This window comes from Flavobacterium sp. 5, assembly GCF_002813295.1.
Taxonomy (GTDB): domain Bacteria; phylum Bacteroidota; class Bacteroidia; order Flavobacteriales; family Flavobacteriaceae; genus Flavobacterium.
Genome location: NZ_PHUE01000001.1, coordinates 2928846 through 2945036, shown reverse-complemented (window position 1 = coordinate 2945036; position 16191 = coordinate 2928846). Strand labels below are relative to the sequence as shown.

Genomic DNA, 16191 nt, shown 5'->3' with positions numbered 1-16191 from the left:
ATATAAACTTTATCTGAAAATAAAATTTCTAATTTGACTTATATTCTAAGGAATACTAAAACAATATTAATAAAACTAAATAGAACACTTGCTTTTTCAATATAAATTTCATCATATTGCCAAAAACCCGAGTAGGATTAATAATTTTACAAGGATTAATCGTACTCAGGCTATAAGGTTCTTCTAAAAAAAAAAACGTAACTCTTCTTGCGAATTTATTTTTTAGTTTTTCAACATTTATTTTAGTTCAAATTTGCTAGTAAGTCCATCATTAGAATTCCATCCAACCATCACATTAAAAACTCCTGGTTCTACCAAAAACCTACCTTCGTTATCATAAAAACCAAGCTCTTTATCCGTTAATGTAAATTGAATAGTTTTAGTTTCTCCTTTTTTTAATGCCACTAATTCAAAACCTTTTAATTCTTTCACCGGTCTTACTATACTTGCTGCTACATCATTTAAATATAATTGAACGACTTCTTTACCATCATAATTACCTGTATTTGTAACTTCGACAGATAGTTCAATTACTTCTCCTTTTTTGAAAGTAGTTTTTGCCATTTTTAAATTTTTATAAGCAAAAGAAGTATAGCTCAGTCCAAAGCCGAAAGGATATAAAGGTGTTTTTTCGACATCTGTATAATGCGACCAAAAAACGTTTTTATCTTTATTATTAGGTCTTCCTGTATTATACGAATTATAATAGATTGGACATTGTCCCACATTTCGAGGAAACGACATTGGTAACTTACCACTTGGATTATAATCACCATATAAAACCTGAGCGATTGCATTTCCAGATTGAGTTCCTAACTGCCAAGCTTCAACTATCGCAGGGATATTCTCTGCTGCCCAAGGCAATGCTAGCGGGCGACCATTATTTAAAACCAAAACAATATTAGGATTTACTTTGTAAACTTCCTCCAACAATTGCTGTTGATTTCCTGGTAAACCCAATTCTGTTCTACTACGTCCTTCACCACTTTGAAAACCAATTTCTCCTAGAACCATTACTACAACATCTGCCTCTTTTGCAGCTTTTTTTGCAGCTTCGAAACCAGAATAATCAGTAGTATTAACTTTTACTTCATCAACAAACATTTGTTTATTTGTAGCGACATCTGTACCTTTTTCATAAACTAATGAATTGTTTTTGTATTGCTTCATTCCTTCCAAAACAGATATTGCAGTATCATCATCTGCAGCAATTCTCCAACTTCCCAAAGGGCTGTTTTTATCATTTGCCAAAGCACCTATAAGCGCAATTTTATTTCCGGATTTTTTTAATGGTAATAAGTTTTTTTCATTTTTTAACAAAACAATTGATTTTTTGGCCATATCCAAAACATCCTCATTATTAGCCTTATTACCAACAGTTGATTTTTCTCTAGCTTCATCACAATTTTTATAAGGATTATCAAATAAGCCTAATTCAAATTTGACTCTAAGAATTCTACGAACTGCATCGTTAACAACACTCTCTTTAACTAAACCTTTTTTTACTAATCCAACCAATTCAGCAACATAAATATGTGATTCCATATCCATATCAGAACCTGCAATAGCTGCTTTTGTAGCTGCATCTGCACCATCAGAGGCATAGCCATGTGTAATCATTTCGGCTATAGATGCCCAGTCAGAAACAACAAAGCCTTTAAATCCCCATGCTCCTTTTAAAATATCTCTTTGTAAAAAGCTGTTTCCAGTTGCTGGAATACCATTTAATGTATTAAATGAATTCATAAAGGTACGTGCACCCGCATCTACTGAAGCTTTAAAAGGAGGCAATACACTATTGTATAACTTAGAATTACTCATGTCGACAATGTTATATTCTTTACCTGCTTCAACAAAACCATAAGCAGCAAAATGTTTGGCACAAGCCACAATAGAAGTAGCTGCGCTTAGATCTTCTCCTTGAAAACCACTTATTCTAGCCTTGGCAATTTTGCTTCCTAAATAAGGATCTTCTCCAGCGCCCTCCATGACTCTTCCCCATCTTGCATCATTTGAGATATCTACATTAGGAGCAAAGGTCCAGTTTAATCCAGATGCTGAAGCTTCATCTGCAGCTACACGAGCCGAGTTTTTGATCGCTTCCAAATCCCAACTTGCAGCTTCTGCTAACGGAATAGGACTTAATGTTTTATATCCATGAATAACATCAAAACCAAAAATTAACGGAATTCCCAGACGTGTTTCTTCTACAGCAATTTTTTGTACCGCTCTAACTTCTTTAACACCTCTTACACTCAGCATTGATCCTACCCAACCCTTTTTTATATGATCATATTTTTCTCCCTCAGAACCTGATTCTGGTTTTGGTCCCGTAAAATCCCATGAACCGTTGTACTGATTCATTTGACCAACTTTTTCTTCCAATGTCATTTCTTTCATCAAAAGTGAAATACGATCTTCAATAGGTTTAGTGCTATCTAAATGTTTCTTGGTTTGAGCAATTCCGTTTGCAAAAACAATTAGCAAAAGAAACATATACTTATCTATGTGTTTTTTCATTATTATTTTTTAATTTATTTTAGTTATTTGGCAATACTTTTATTTTACAATTTAAAACAACAAGGAAAAGAATTCATAAATCATTCAAACACATTGTTGTTTTTTACTTTCATTTGTTTGAAGTATTATTGCTAAGAAATTGATGAAATTTAGACCGTAAATGTAGTTTTTACAAATGCTCTTCCTATAGTATTTTTGAAGCATTATCTGTAACAAATGATGTGTTTATGACCGTTTTCGCAGTATCCAAATAAGCGGTTAATTATATTTTACTAAAAAACATATAAAAACCAAAACTGACATTTCAATATCTTTTAACCCCAAAACAGCATTTAATAATAAAATAGAATATATATTAGAATCCTTAAAATAAAGGCCTTTCAAAGTCGATAAATTGTATTTTAAAATCAAATGATATTTATCCTTTTAATTTCAAAAAATAACTTTTTAACAAAAAATACTCACTTTGTTATTTATACTCATTAAAAGAATAAAATGCATCGTTTATTAATTTTCAATAAAAAATATTCAATAATTTTACCATATATTTAAAATTCTGCAATTATATGCATGCATAGTATTTTTTTTGTTCTTTATACATTTATTATAATTACTTTAGCCAAAATTTATCTGGAAATTATCAAAATGAAAATAAAAATAACTGGTATAGGAAGCTATATTCCTGAGAAAAAGATTAGCAATACAGATTTTAGTGAACATGTTTTCTTAAACGAAGATGGTTCTCCTTTTGCCTATCCAAACGAAGTTGTCATTAACAAATTCAAAGGTATTACAGGCATCGAAAAAAGAAGATATGCAGAAGACCATTATACCGCTTCTGATTTAGCTTTTTTTGCTTCCCAGAAAGCAATTGAAAATGCAGGAATAGACCCAGAAACTTTAGACTACATTATTTTTGCTCACAACTTTGGTGACGTAAAATATGGTACAAGCCAATCAGATATTATTCCAAGTTTAGCAACAAGAGTTAAACATAAATTACAAATAAAAAACCCAAAATGTGTCGCTTACGATATTCTTTTTGGTTGTCCTGGATGGATTGAAGGAGTATTGCAAGCCAATGCTTTTATCAAATCGGGAATGGCTAAAAAATGTCTTGTCATAGGTGCCGAAACTTTATCCAGAGTCGTTGACGCTCATGATAGAGATTCTATGATTTATTCTGATGGAGCTGGTGCATCTGTCATAGAAGCTTCAGATGATGAAACTGGAATGCTATCTTACGAAAGTGCTACATATGCTGCCGAAGAAGCTAATTTTCTCTTCTTTGGAAAATCATACAATCCAGATTTAGATCCTGATACCAAGTACATAAAAATGTATGGTCGTAAAATATATGAATTTGCCTTAAGTCAAGTTCCTGCTGCCATGAAAAGCTGCTTAGATAATAGTGGTATTGCAATTGGTGATGTGAAAAAAATTCTAATTCATCAAGCCAACGAAAAAATGGATGAAGCTATCATTCACCGTTTTTACAAATTGTACGGACAAAATCCGCCAAAGAACATTATGCCCATGAGTATTCATGAATTAGGAAACAGTAGTGTTGCAACTGTCCCTACACTTTTTGACCTTATTATTAGAGGGGAAATTGAGAACCAAGAAATAAACAAAGGAGATATTGTCATTTTTGCTTCAGTTGGAGCAGGAATGAACATTAACGCTTTTGTTTACCGCTATTAAGAGATTACCTGTACGTTTATATTGCAAGCCCACATCGCTTTATTAGTGTTGTGGGCTTTCGCTTTGGATAAAAAAGACTAATCACGTATTCCTCCTCAAGAATCAAATAATGTTGGGACAAATTTTAAATTACAAACGGTATAAGAAAGAGAATCTTTATATTTGCAAACTTAAGCAACAGCTTTAGTCAAAAATTAAAAACATGTACGAAAAAACATTTCCTAATAAAAGATTCAAACATACTTTAGAATTTTTAAAAAAACACATTTCACCTTCTCAAACCATACTAGATTTGGGTGTTGACAATCCTTTTTCTAAAATAATGAAAGCCGAAGGTTATACTGTAAAAAATACTACTGGCGAAGATTTAGATGTAAATCAAAGTGTTTTTGCAGAAGATAAACAAGACGTAGTAACAGCCTTTGAAATTTTCGAACATTTACTTAATCCTTACACAATTTTAAGCGAAATAAAATCAGATAAATTATTAATATCAATTCCTTTACGCCTTTGGTTTTCTTCTGCTTATCGTAGTAAAACAGATATGTGGGACAGACATTACCATGAATTCGAAGACTGGCAATTGGATTGGTTATTAGAAAAAACAGGTTGGAAAATTATCGACAGAGAAAAATTCACCCATCCCGTTAAAAAAATTGGATTCCGTCCATTGTTACGTTTTTTCACACCTAGATACTATATTGTTTACGCGGAAAAAGTGACTAGTAATTAGTAAAAAGTCTCATGAGATATTATATAATTATCCCAACATATAACGAAGAATCATTCATTCAGCTAACTTTAGATAGCTTAGCAAATCAAACTGTATTGCCTAACAAGGTTGTTGTGGTAAATGATGGTTCTACTGATAAAACTGCCGAAATTGTATCGGCTTTCGCAAAAGAAAATACATTCGTAAATTTAGTAAACAAAACTTCTGCAGCAATACATTTGCCTGGAAGCAAAGTAATTCAAGCCTTTCATGAAGGTGAGAAACATATTGATGACAACTATGATATTTTGGTAAAAATTGATGCTGATTTGATTTTTCCTCCCAATTATTTCGAAACCATTATCAACCATTTTGAATCGGATGACCGTATTGGAATGGCTGGTGGATTTTGCTACATTGAGAAAAATGAAGAATGGATTTTAGAAAATCTTACTGATAAAGACCATATTCGTGGAGCATTGAAAGCGTACCGAAAAGAAACTTTTAAACAAATTGGCGGCTTAAAACCTGCTATGGGTTGGGATACCGTTGACGAATTACTTTGCAAATTCTACAATTGGAAAGTAGTAACTAACGAAAGCTTGCATGTAAAACATCTAAAACCAACTGGCGCCAACTATAATAAAGCGGCTCGCTACAAACAAGGTGAAGCTTTTTATACCCTAGGTTATGGATTTTTGATTACTTCAATAGCTTCTGCTAAATTAGCCATGATGAAAAAGAAGCCACTTCTTTTCCTGGATTATATAAGAGGCTTTTGGAAAGCAAAATCAGCTAAAACTCCTTTATTGGTTACTAATGAACAAGCTAAATTCATACGTAATTATCGATTACAAAAAATGAAACAGAAACTTTTTTAAACAAATCAACTGCTTTCATTTTTACTATTCATTAATTACTATTTACTATTTTTGTAATTTAGCCCATATTCTATATACTTATGATGCTTATTCGCTATTTATCCCAAATTGGGAAATATTTTTTAATGTGGAGAGAAATCTTCAAAAAGCCTACAAAATGGTCTGTCATGAAAGGTCTAATTTTCAAAGAAGTCGACGATTTGATTATCGATTCATTAGGAATTGTTGCTTTCATCTCTTTCTTCGTTGGCGGAGTTGTTTCTATACAAACAGCCTTAAACCTAACTAATTCTTTTATCCCTAAATACCTTATTGGATATGCTACACGTCAATCGGTGATTTTAGAATTTGCCCCAACCTTTATGTCTATCATTATGGCTGGAAAAATGGGATCCTTTATAACTTCAAGTATAGGATCTATGCGTGTTACCGAACAAATCGATGCACTTGAAGTAATGGGTGTTAACTCTCTTAATTATTTAGTTTTTCCAAAAATCATAGCTTTACTTTTATATCCTTTCCTTATTGGAATTGGAATGTTCCTAGGTATTGCAGGTGGATATATTGCAACTGTTTATGGAGGTTTTGGAGCTAACGTTGATTTCATCGAAGGAATTCAAAGAGATTTCATTCCTTTTCATGTTGTATATTCCTTTACCAAAACTTTTATTTTTGGAATGTTATTAGCAACGATTCCTTCTTTCCATGGTTATTATATGAAAGGTGGAGCTCTTGAGGTTGGTAAAGCCAGTACTGTATCATTTGTATGGACATCGGTTACTATTATCTTGCTGAATTATGTTATTACCCAATTACTCTTAACAAAATGATAGAAATTAAAAACTTAGAAAAATCATTTGGCGGTGTCAAAATTCTAAAAGGAGTTTCCAGTGTTTTTGAGGCAGGTAAAACCAATTTGATTATTGGTCAAAGTGGATCTGGTAAAACCGTTTTATTAAAATCATTATTAGGAATTCACACGCCCGAAGTAGGAACCATTTCTTTTGATGGGCGCATATATTCTGAACTTAATTCGGATGAAAAAAGAGATCTCCGTACCGAAATAGGGATGCTTTTTCAAGGTAGTGCTCTTTTTGATAGTATGACTGTTGCCGAAAACGTAGCTTTCCCTTTAAGAATGTTCACTAACGATAGTAAGTTAAAAATTCAAAAACGAGTTGATTTCGTTTTAGAAAGAGTAAATCTTGTAGGTGCTCACAAAAAATTACCCTCGGAAATTTCAGGTGGTATGCAAAAAAGAGTCGCTATTGCCCGAGCCATTGTAAACAATCCTAAATATTTATTTTGTGATGAACCCAATTCGGGATTAGATCCAAATACATCTATTTTAATTGACAACCTCATCAAAGAAATAACTGTAGAATACAATATAACTACTGTCGTAAATACCCACGATATGAACTCTGTAATGGAGATTGGGGACAATATTTTATTTCTAAAAAATGGTGTAAAAGCTTGGCAAGGAAGCAAAGAAGAAATTTTCATAACAGACAATGAAGCCATTGTCGAATTTGTTTATTCATCAGAATTATTTAAAAAAGTAAGAGAAGCTTATTTAAAAGAATAATCGCAATAAAAAACATAAAGTAAAAGCATAAAAAAAGCAGCAATTTAATATTATAAAATTGCTGCTTTTTTAGTCTACTATACTTTCTAATTATTTCAGCTGAGAAACAATTCCTTTTATTTCCTGTTCCTTACTTTTTGGATAAATCAATAAAATCGAATCCTTATCAACTATAATATAATCATCCAATCCATCAACGATTACTTGTTTTCCTAAAGCTGTTCTAATAATATTATTCGATGAATTTTGTAATAATACACTAGCATTCACCACTGCATTATTATTATCATCTTTTGGTAATTTCTCATGTAGCGATCCCCAAGTTCCTAAATCATTCCAATCAAAAGTTGCTGGAAGAACATATACATTTTGGGCCTTCTCCATAATAGCATAATCAATAGAAATATTATCTGCTTTGGGATAATTCTCTTCGATAAAAGCATGCTCTTTGTCTGTATTATATATTTCATTACCTTCCTTAAAAAGAGCAACCATTTCTGGCTGAAATTCTTCAAAAGCTTTCAAAATAGATTTAACGCTCCAAATAAAAATACCTGCATTCCATAAATAATTTCTACTTTGTATAAAGCGTCTGGCCGTTTTTGAATCAGGTTTTTCACGAAATTGAACTACTTTTTTTATCGAACGACTATCTAGTTTATCAAATTCAATATAACCATAACCTGTATTTGGTGCAGTAGGCAAAATACCCAAAGTCATCAAAGATTCTTCTCTTTCACATAAATCAAAAGAGCGTTGCAAATTGGCCACAAACTGCATTTCATCTTCAATCCAGTGGTCACTTGGAGCGACAACCATCACTGCATTAGGGTTCATTTTTTTAATTTTCAAAGAAGCGTACAAAATACAAGGTGCTGTATTTCTCATTGCTGGTTCTAAAACAATTTGCTCTTGTTTAACCATTGGCAATTGTTCCAAAATCAAATCATTATAACTCTCATGAGTCAAAATCAAAATATTCTCTTTCGGAATGATTTGAGACAATCGACTAAATGTTTTCTGAATTAAAGTCTCTCCTGAACCTAGCATATCGTGAAATTGCTTAGGAAATTCTCTCGTACTTACTGGCCAAAATCGGGAACCAATCCCACCAGCCATCAATATTGCGTAATAATTCTTGTTCATTTTTATTTTTTATAATTGCTCCTAATAGCATTCTTTTTTAACTTGGCAATAGCTCTACCTCAGCATTTGGGTTAAATAAATACAACCTTCCTGAACTTATTTCCAAACATTCATAACGTTTGGTTCGTATTGCTATTTTCTTAAAAATCTTACCATTTGAAATTCTAAAAACACTACCGTAAGGAATTTCAAAGACATAATTTTTATCATTTGGCTTGTCATACTGCTTTAAAGCTAGTGCCAAAGTAGCATCAGTATCACTACTTGCAGTCGGATTTTTAAAATGTCTAGCTAACAAAGGTAACAAATGATTTGGAAAAATCTCAGGTCTAATAAAGGGAACCATCATCCTTTGAAAAGAATGCTTCCATTCATCCCCGTGAGGTTTAATATTTCTTCCAAATTTTTCAAAAGCCACTAAATGTGAAATCTCATGAACCAAAGTAATTAAAAACTTGTATTTATTAAGACTGGAATTAACCGTGATTTCATGTTTTCCGCTTAACCCTTTTCGATAATCACCATGCCGGGTTTGTCTTTCATTGACAATTTTAAGATGCACTTGATGCGTAACAATCAGTTCGAAAACTGGTTTTACGGCATGTTCCGGCAAGTATTTCAAAAGTGTATCTGACAAAATTAATGATGAGTTATAAATTATAAATTATGAGTTTTTTTTTGAGGTTATTATGATACTTCTAATTATTTTTAGAACCTCGTTACTTTGTTGATGAATGGAATTAAATTCAATTTCAGAAATAAAATCTGTTTCTTTTAGAAGTTCCAGCCAATACATAGTTTCATCACATTCTTTTTGTGAAATAGATAATTTATGAATAAAATCGGCTTTACTTTGAGCATTTATAGCTTCTCTAACATTTGCACCAACAGAGGTTACAGAGCGCAAAAATTGCTTACTCATTACAAACTCTTTCTTTTCAGAGACCAAATATTTATAAAAATTAACACCTCTTATAGCTAACTCAAAACTTTTATTCTTGATAATGCTTTCACTCATAATTTATAACTCATAATTCATAACTTTTTTAAGGATTTGTTGAAGAAACTGGCAATACTTTACCGTTAAAGTATTTATTACCTGTAAGAGTAAAATCATAAATATAATTAGCCATTTCATTCGCCGAAAGTGGAGCTTGATACCCTGGAAAAGCTTCCTGCAGCATTTCAGTCTGAACAGAACCTAACGCTAAAACATTAAAAGAAATTCCTTGTTCTTTATATTCTTCTGCTAACAATTCAGACAAAGTAATTACTGCACCTTTGCTAGAACTATAGGCTGCTAATCCAGCAAACTTAAGACTTCCTTGTACTCCGCCCATAGAACTAATTGTAACTACATGACTTCCTTTTTGTAAATATGGCAAGCAAATTCTGGTTAAATTTGCAACTCCAAAAACATTTACTTTATATATATTTTCAAAATCCTCTTGTGTAGTTTCTGAAAAAGGTCTTAATAATAAACTCCCTGCGTTATGAACAATAGCATCAATTCTGTCCCAAGTCGTCGATAAAAAATCAGTCACTTTTTGCAAATCAAATTCATTAGACAAATCAACTGAAAGGAAGCTGATATTTTTATGAGAAAGCAATTCAGGATGCTCTTTTCTTGACAAAGCCAGAACTTGATTACCTTCATTGGCAAATTTCAAAGCCAATTCAAAACCTATTCCCCTACTCGTTCCTGTAACAATAATATTTTTCATTCAGCAAAAATAATCAAAACAGTTTTAAAACTATAATTTTAAAAACTCATATTCGTTACTTCACTTAAAATAAGAAGACCCTTTTACTTATTTTTGTAAAAAAATCTACAAGTCCCACTATCATGATTGAAAACATCCAATTCGAAGTAGCCAAAAACACAGACATTGAAGGCGTAATTGCATTGCAAGACATTTATTTGGTATCTAATATGACCGAAGAAGAGAAAGCATCGGGATTTGTAACTACCCCTTTTTCTGTAGAACAATTACAAGAAGTAATTCGTCAAGAAGGTTTATTTATTGCGAAAGATAACAACAAAATTATTGCATATATCTTTGCAGCTAGCTGGGATTATTTTAGCCAATGGGCGATATTCAATCACATGACTCCATTGCTTCCAGGTCTTTCATTCAAAGATTTTAATCTTACTGCTGCAAATACTTTTCAATACGGCCCCATTTGCATTGACAAAAAATACCGAGGAAAAGGCTTAATCAATCCATTCTTTGACTTCATGAGAATTCACCTTTTGAAAAGATTTCCAGTAAGCATCACTTTCATTAATAAAACGAATATGCCTTCACAAAAAGCACATATTGAAAAATTAAAATGGTCTGTCGTTGGTGATTTTCAATTCAACAATAATAATTATTTTATTTTGGCTTATGATATGAGTCAGCCCTCTTTATAAACTCTGTCTGATATATTTCTTATAAACCTTAGCCGATTGAAAGCAAGCCAATGCAATAAAAAACAACGGAATGCCGATTGGCATAATGTATTTTGAAAAAGAAAATGTAGTATGTGATAAAGATTCTAAAACTACTATTGCGACCATCATGCCCCAAAAAGTTCCTATCAAAGTCCCTAATATATAATGAAATTTAAGTTTCCCCAATAACACAATGTGATTGGCATTCATTAGATATAAATTCCACCCCATCCAAAATGGGATTTGAAGAAAATTAAACAAACACAAAACAAAACCAATTAAAAAAGGGGAATATTGAACGTAGCGCTCTAAATAATTATGATTTTGTTTCGTTTGACCAGAATAAGTATAAAATAAATAGGCTAATAACAAAAGGAAAAACACTGCAAAGAAATCAATGCTTCTCATTAATTTTTTATTATTTACTAGTTGGTTTGAAAAAATTACGGTGAAATAAATGACCACCGCTTCAATACTAATTACTCCGAGTAGATAAAAAACTAATGAATAAATTCCAAATTTAGAAAAAACCTCAGCTCCAACAATATTTAAATAACCAAGTGGTAAAGAGCCCAAAAAGCTAACAATCAATCCTACAATTATATTTTTTAACGCCTTCACTTATTGAAAATTTACAATTTTTTTATTTTGCATCTGATGCAAACGGTATTCCTTCATTCCTTCTTTATGGGCTAAATACGGAGATCCATTTTGATAATTAGCTATACTGATTTCATACATATAAGTAATGTGTCTCGCTAACTCTTTCCAAGCAAAAAGTAAACTATGTTTTGGATCATAAATATGAGTAGGTTCACTAGCGGCTCCATTCAATTCTACAACTGAAAAATTCTTGCCTTCTTCCAATGCTTCAAAAGTATCATACATTACATCTAATCTTCCAAAATAGAAACCTGGAATCTGCACACACATTTCATTAAAAGTAGTAGTAAGTTTTGGCGTTATCCAATGGCTTACATCTAAAAATTTAGCTCCTCGAGCATGATTGCCATAGGGAACAAGATTTATTTTTTCTCCCATAGGTAAAACTTCGTGTAATCTATCTCCAAACTCTTGTTTCAATACTTTAAATTGCAATTCGTATCTAGGGTTCTCTTTTATTAGTTCTTCAATAGTTGCCTTACCATTTCCAATAATAATTAAAAATTCCTTAGCAACTATACCAGTAATTCTCCCTTCTTCTTCGTGTGGATATCGCACATAAAAAACACCTATTTCATTTTTATATGGAATCAAATTTTGCACAATAAAATCAAAATGAGCTTTTTCAGCATACAGTTTTAAATCGGAGAAAGTTTCTATTTTTTTGACTGCGGAACCTCTTAAACCAATATCGGGTTTGGCAATAAAAGGATATGTAATTTCTGCTGCTTCTAATAGCTTACTAATGTCATCAATAGAAGTACCTGCTTTTACCAATTCGGTCTTAGGATAATATTCTTTGGGTATCAAATCATAAATATTCTTTTTACTTTCCATCATAAAACCTCCATTTTTGATAGTTGGATTGGAAGCATTAAAGAAAAAAATGGATTTTGCTTTAATCGAATAATATGCCCATAGAAAATATATAGGTATGTAAACCATTTGAAAAGGCCAGTATTCCCAGTGGGTCAATTTATGGAAGAATAGTTTCAAGGGTTGAGTATAAAATTAATTTATTTTATTCTGATTGATAAAATTATAATCCAGGTGATTCAAAAAATCAAATTGATATAAATGTTTTAGAATATTCTTTGTCAGCTATTAAGTCCAAATGATGAATAACCACTTTATTTTTTTCGATAACCGATTGGGTAATACTCAAGGTTTTCATTTCATTATTTCTATTAATAACTAAACCATGTTCCATATCATCTATTTCTGTATACTGATGGAAATGAAGCATTTTATCCTCTGTAATTTCAAGATTATTATCTAAGAAAGTGTAAAACCAATTCGATCTTTGCTCTCGAATTTCTTTTGAATATAAGGTAGAAGAAGACCAAACATAATTTTTATTAGTGTCTAAATCTACTTTCGATTTTTCGATTCCATTCCAACGCAATTGAAAAAGTCGTTTGTCTTGAAACAAAACCAACGTAAAAGGCTCAATATTATCTAAATCAATTTGTTCCCAAAACTCCTTTGGCGAAACACTACTAATCATTTCGAGAACAATTTGACCTCGGCTTTTTCTATAGGGTAATTGAACTTCGTGCTTTTCATCAGCTCCGTTTAACAAAACCAAAACCGTTCCGTTCTCATCAACAACGTACCAAGTTCCACCAGCTTTTGAATCTTTTGGATAAATTATATTTTTACCTTTTAAGACATAATTCTTTGGAGGAATTGCACTTGGTCGAACTATTTTTTCATCGCGATTAGAAGTAATGATAATTTTATCATTAGTACATACAAAACTTACTGTGCACATTGCTTTCTATATTCAATTGTAGAACGAGCCACTCCGAAATTTTCATCAACGGCTACGTTTTCACATTTTAAAATTGCCACTTTAATCAATGCCTGATGATGTATGCAATGTTCCAAATTATATAACAATTCTCTATGATAATTACTTTGAATATTTACCTCATTACCATCGATCGTTTGTTGTAATTCGATATTCTTATTCTCTTTTGAAATACTGTTTTCTATATCCAAAATCATTTGAACTGCAAAACCAATATTGGTTTGAATCATTATATTTCGCTCTCTTTTATCATAATTCACAATTCCTGAATCATAATTTCGAATCAAACATTGAAACATTTCCACGATGTGTCTTGAATGTTGTCCAATGCTGGAGCCACTCAATTCAAAACAAGATTTTGAATATTCCTTTTCAGACAGCTGATTAAGTAAATTAATCAATTCGTCCAAGCTATTATTTATTGATGGAATTAACATACTACAGTTTTAATTTAAACAGATTAGGTATTTTACTTTTATTCCAAAAAATTAATGCAATACAACAAAGGAAAGTAATTATTGCTAAAGTAAACAACTCTCCTCCATCATTTTTCACTTCGATTCCCAATACAAAAAGATGGGAAAAAATTGCGCCAAGCATAACACCAGCTCCCATTATAGCGCCTAACAAAGTTGTTCTAGGAATAAGGATTAAAATAGCAGCAATTAATTCTGCAATTCCAGATCCAATTCTTCCGTAAGGTTCTATTCCCAATGTTGAGAAAATATAAACACTTTCTTCGGCAGCTGTGAATTTAAAATAAAGAGTCTGCAATAAAATGATTGCTGCCGTCAGTCTTACTATCCAAATTAAAATTGATGTTTTCATGATTTGTTATTTTATAAATTTCTTCCAATTAGTATCCGCTTTTGCTTTCAAGCTAGTTTCCTCCTTGTTCCAACTTTTTAAGGTATTGTTGAAAAAAGCATTATAAAACAGATAGAATTTCCCGTCAATGATTTTGAATGTTTCAGGATTGATTTCGACTTTTTCTCCATCGCTTCCCATTGCATAGGCGCACCAGCCTCCATATTGTGGTTCGAAAGAAGCAGGGTTTTTTAAGAAAATTTCTTTATTTGCTGCAGAAGAAAATTGATATATCACTCCCTCATAGGAAACGGAAATTTCTTTTCTCCCTTTTACGGCTTTATTTTGTTTAAAATAAGACACGGGATCATAACCTTGAATTGCCACACTTTTCTCTAAATTAAATTGCGCTTTTCGATTGGCAGCTGTTTGCCCAAAAGTTGTTACCGATACTAAGGCAACGAATACTATTAAAATTTGTTTTTTCATGATACTAATAATTTGATACTTCAAAGATAAAACGAGTTGTAAAAGCAGTTTGTCCGATACTTTACATTTAGAGTAAAATAGTTTCTTAAAATGAATATTTGTAGAGAATTCCAGCAACAAAACTCCTAGTTAATCCATCAGGGCGAACATCTCGAACTACAAATGGCGTAGCCAAAGAAAGTTCGACACTATTCTGTACATTGATGATATAGGAGCTTACTAAATTACCATTGATTGTTAATCCATCTGAACCAATTATTGATTCCCTTTCTCCAAAAATATTTTCAAAACTATCTTCGCCAAGATGATATATAAATAAAATATTAGGCTTAAAAATAAATTTTTGATTTGGTGTTTTAATAGAATAGGTTGCTCGTAATAAAGCATCTGAACGTCTTTCAAATAAATTAGTAGATGGAAAATCATCTGTACCTGAATATTCTTTAAAATAGGAGTTTTTATTATTATTGAAAACTGGAATTTGAATCGCTGTATTAAAATCCCAATTTTTATATTTAAAATTAGTTCCAAGAAATAAATCAAAAGTTCCTAGGCTCGACTGATAATCCATTGGTAAAGAATACCCATTAATTTTTAGATTTGAAGTGTTAAATGGAAATTTCCAACCCAACATTGTACTCCATTGTTTTTTGTTTTTTTCTTTGAATGTATAATTCCCAATTAAATAGGCATCTCCAAAAGAACTTCGGGTTCCGAAACTTCCATTCGCAGTCGAGAAAGTAACTTTTGTACTCAAAGAAATTCTTTCATTAAAATTTCTGGTATAAGAAACGAAAGGAGAAAAATATTTCACATCCGATTCTCCTGCTCCAAAAATGGTGGCAACTTCAATATTGTTTTTAAAAATTTCTGCATTCGATTGAAAACCGTGTCCAATTGAACAAATTCCTGCATCACTACAACCTTGCGCATTGGTTAGCGCAACCATAAACAGTAAGCCAACACTAAAAAATAAATTTTTCATCTTTTCTTATGATTTAGTTAATGAAGCCACACCAAAAATTACGCTGTATTGTTGGCAATAAACAATCACGTATTTATATGCCTGAACATCAATAGTTGCCGGGATTTCATAAACGGTTTTAGATTTTATAAAATTTCCAAGGTTCACAAAATCAACAGGTTTGTCAGATTTGGATAAATAAACCTTTAAATCTGGACCGCTTGCCATTACATTTTCCAGAATCAATTGATGATCCTTTTCTAAATAAATCTTAGCTGATCCAGAAATGCTTTCGCCAGGAGAAGAAATAAATTCGCCAGACAATTTTGAAGCTGTTGATGGCAATACTGCGGGATTATCTACTTTGTCATTTGTTAATTCTCCTTGTACTTCGCAAGAAGAAATTATAAAAAACAGTCCTAATACTAAAATTAAATTTTTCATAATAGTAACTTTTAATATGAATT

Annotated in this window: 19 protein-coding genes; 6 read left to right on the top strand and 13 right to left on the bottom strand. The window is 31.6% G+C overall.

The annotated features are described in order from the left end of the window. Positions 1-237: 237 nt before the first annotated feature. Positions 238-2520 (bottom strand): beta-glucosidase BglX, encoded by a 2283-nt coding sequence (bglX, locus tag CLU82_RS12085; protein WP_100843338.1) that lies wholly within the window; start codon positions 2518-2520, stop codon positions 238-240. 645 nt (positions 2521-3165) lie between these two features. On the opposite strand from bglX, the gene CLU82_RS12080 reads away from it, so the two are divergent. From CLU82_RS12080 to CLU82_RS12060, 5 genes are all read left to right on the top strand, one after another. Further along, on the top strand, positions 3166-4224 hold the full coding sequence (locus CLU82_RS12080; RefSeq protein ID WP_100845018.1) for a 3-oxoacyl-ACP synthase III family protein: 1059 nt from the start codon (positions 3166-3168) through the stop codon (positions 4222-4224). 202 nt (positions 4225-4426) lie between these two features. Beyond that, the gene (locus CLU82_RS12075; protein ID WP_100843337.1) at positions 4427-4957 is read left to right on the top strand and encodes a methyltransferase domain-containing protein; all 531 of its coding nucleotides are present in this window, start codon (positions 4427-4429) and stop codon (positions 4955-4957) included. A gap of 11 nt (positions 4958-4968) precedes the next feature. Further along, complete coding sequence (locus CLU82_RS12070; protein WP_100843336.1) at positions 4969-5817, top strand: glycosyltransferase family 2 protein; 849 nt, start codon at positions 4969-4971, stop codon at positions 5815-5817. 80 nt (positions 5818-5897) lie between these two features. Further along, the gene (locus CLU82_RS12065) at positions 5898-6647 is read left to right on the top strand and encodes an ABC transporter permease (RefSeq protein ID WP_100843335.1); all 750 of its coding nucleotides are present in this window, start codon (positions 5898-5900) and stop codon (positions 6645-6647) included. After that, complete coding sequence (locus CLU82_RS12060; RefSeq protein ID WP_100843334.1) at positions 6644-7405, top strand: ABC transporter ATP-binding protein; 762 nt, start codon at positions 6644-6646, stop codon at positions 7403-7405. Before CLU82_RS12065 ends, CLU82_RS12060 begins: the two co-directional genes overlap by 4 nt. A gap of 90 nt (positions 7406-7495) precedes the next feature. Here the strand turns inward: CLU82_RS12060 and CLU82_RS12055 are convergent, their stop codons facing one another. The 4 genes from CLU82_RS12055 to CLU82_RS12040 are packed head-to-tail and all read right to left on the bottom strand — an operon-like array spanning position 7496 to position 10275. Then, positions 7496-8551 carry a mannose-1-phosphate guanylyltransferase gene (locus CLU82_RS12055; RefSeq protein WP_100843333.1) on the bottom strand — a complete coding sequence of 352 codons (1056 nt, stop codon included), beginning with the start codon at positions 8549-8551 and terminating at the stop codon, positions 7496-7498. A 37-nt stretch (positions 8552-8588) separates the two neighbouring features. Further along, on the bottom strand, positions 8589-9188 hold the full coding sequence (locus CLU82_RS12050; protein WP_100843332.1) for a SprT-like domain-containing protein: 600 nt from the start codon (positions 9186-9188) through the stop codon (positions 8589-8591). A 27-nt stretch (positions 9189-9215) separates the two neighbouring features. Beyond that, positions 9216-9569 carry a four helix bundle protein gene (locus CLU82_RS12045; protein WP_100843331.1) on the bottom strand — a complete coding sequence of 118 codons (354 nt, stop codon included), beginning with the start codon at positions 9567-9569 and terminating at the stop codon, positions 9216-9218. A gap of 28 nt (positions 9570-9597) precedes the next feature. Further along, a complete protein-coding gene (locus CLU82_RS12040) occupies positions 9598-10275 on the bottom strand; it encodes an SDR family oxidoreductase (protein ID WP_100843330.1) in 678 nt (225 codons plus the stop codon). A gap of 122 nt (positions 10276-10397) precedes the next feature. Here CLU82_RS12040 and CLU82_RS12035 point away from each other — a divergent pair, with 122 nt between their 5' ends. After that, entirely contained in the window at positions 10398-10967 is a 570-nt protein-coding gene (locus tag CLU82_RS12035; protein ID WP_100843329.1) for a GNAT family acetyltransferase, read from the top strand. On the opposite strand, the gene CLU82_RS12030 is transcribed toward CLU82_RS12035, so the two are convergent. The 8 genes from CLU82_RS12030 to CLU82_RS11995 all read right to left on the bottom strand — a co-directional run bounded on the left by CLU82_RS12030 (position 10962) and on the right by CLU82_RS11995 (position 16168). Continuing rightward, a complete protein-coding gene (locus CLU82_RS12030) occupies positions 10962-11609 on the bottom strand; it encodes a hypothetical protein (RefSeq protein WP_100843328.1) in 648 nt (215 codons plus the stop codon). The two genes, CLU82_RS12035 and CLU82_RS12030, sit on opposite strands and share 6 nt — an antisense overlap. Beyond that, complete coding sequence (locus tag CLU82_RS12025) at positions 11610-12626, bottom strand: D-alanine--D-alanine ligase (protein WP_232735242.1); 1017 nt, start codon at positions 12624-12626, stop codon at positions 11610-11612. Positions 12627-12714: 88 nt separating this feature from the next. Beyond that, entirely contained in the window at positions 12715-13425 is a 711-nt protein-coding gene (locus CLU82_RS12020; RefSeq protein ID WP_100843326.1) for an NRDE family protein, read from the bottom strand. After that, complete coding sequence (locus tag CLU82_RS12015) at positions 13413-13901, bottom strand: hypothetical protein (protein ID WP_100843325.1); 489 nt, start codon at positions 13899-13901, stop codon at positions 13413-13415. Before CLU82_RS12015 ends, CLU82_RS12020 begins: the two co-directional genes overlap by 13 nt. Before the next feature lies 1 nt (position 13902). Continuing rightward, complete coding sequence (locus CLU82_RS12010) at positions 13903-14292, bottom strand: DoxX family protein (RefSeq protein WP_100843324.1); 390 nt, start codon at positions 14290-14292, stop codon at positions 13903-13905. 6 nt (positions 14293-14298) lie between these two features. Then, a complete protein-coding gene (locus CLU82_RS12005) occupies positions 14299-14760 on the bottom strand; it encodes a YHS domain-containing (seleno)protein (RefSeq protein ID WP_100843323.1) in 462 nt (153 codons plus the stop codon). Positions 14761-14845: 85 nt separating this feature from the next. Continuing rightward, complete coding sequence (locus CLU82_RS12000; RefSeq protein ID WP_100843322.1) at positions 14846-15745, bottom strand: hypothetical protein; 900 nt, start codon at positions 15743-15745, stop codon at positions 14846-14848. A 6-nt stretch (positions 15746-15751) separates the two neighbouring features. After that, a complete protein-coding gene (locus CLU82_RS11995) occupies positions 15752-16168 on the bottom strand; it encodes a DM13 domain-containing protein (RefSeq protein WP_100843321.1) in 417 nt (138 codons plus the stop codon). Positions 16169-16191 lie beyond the last annotated feature (23 nt).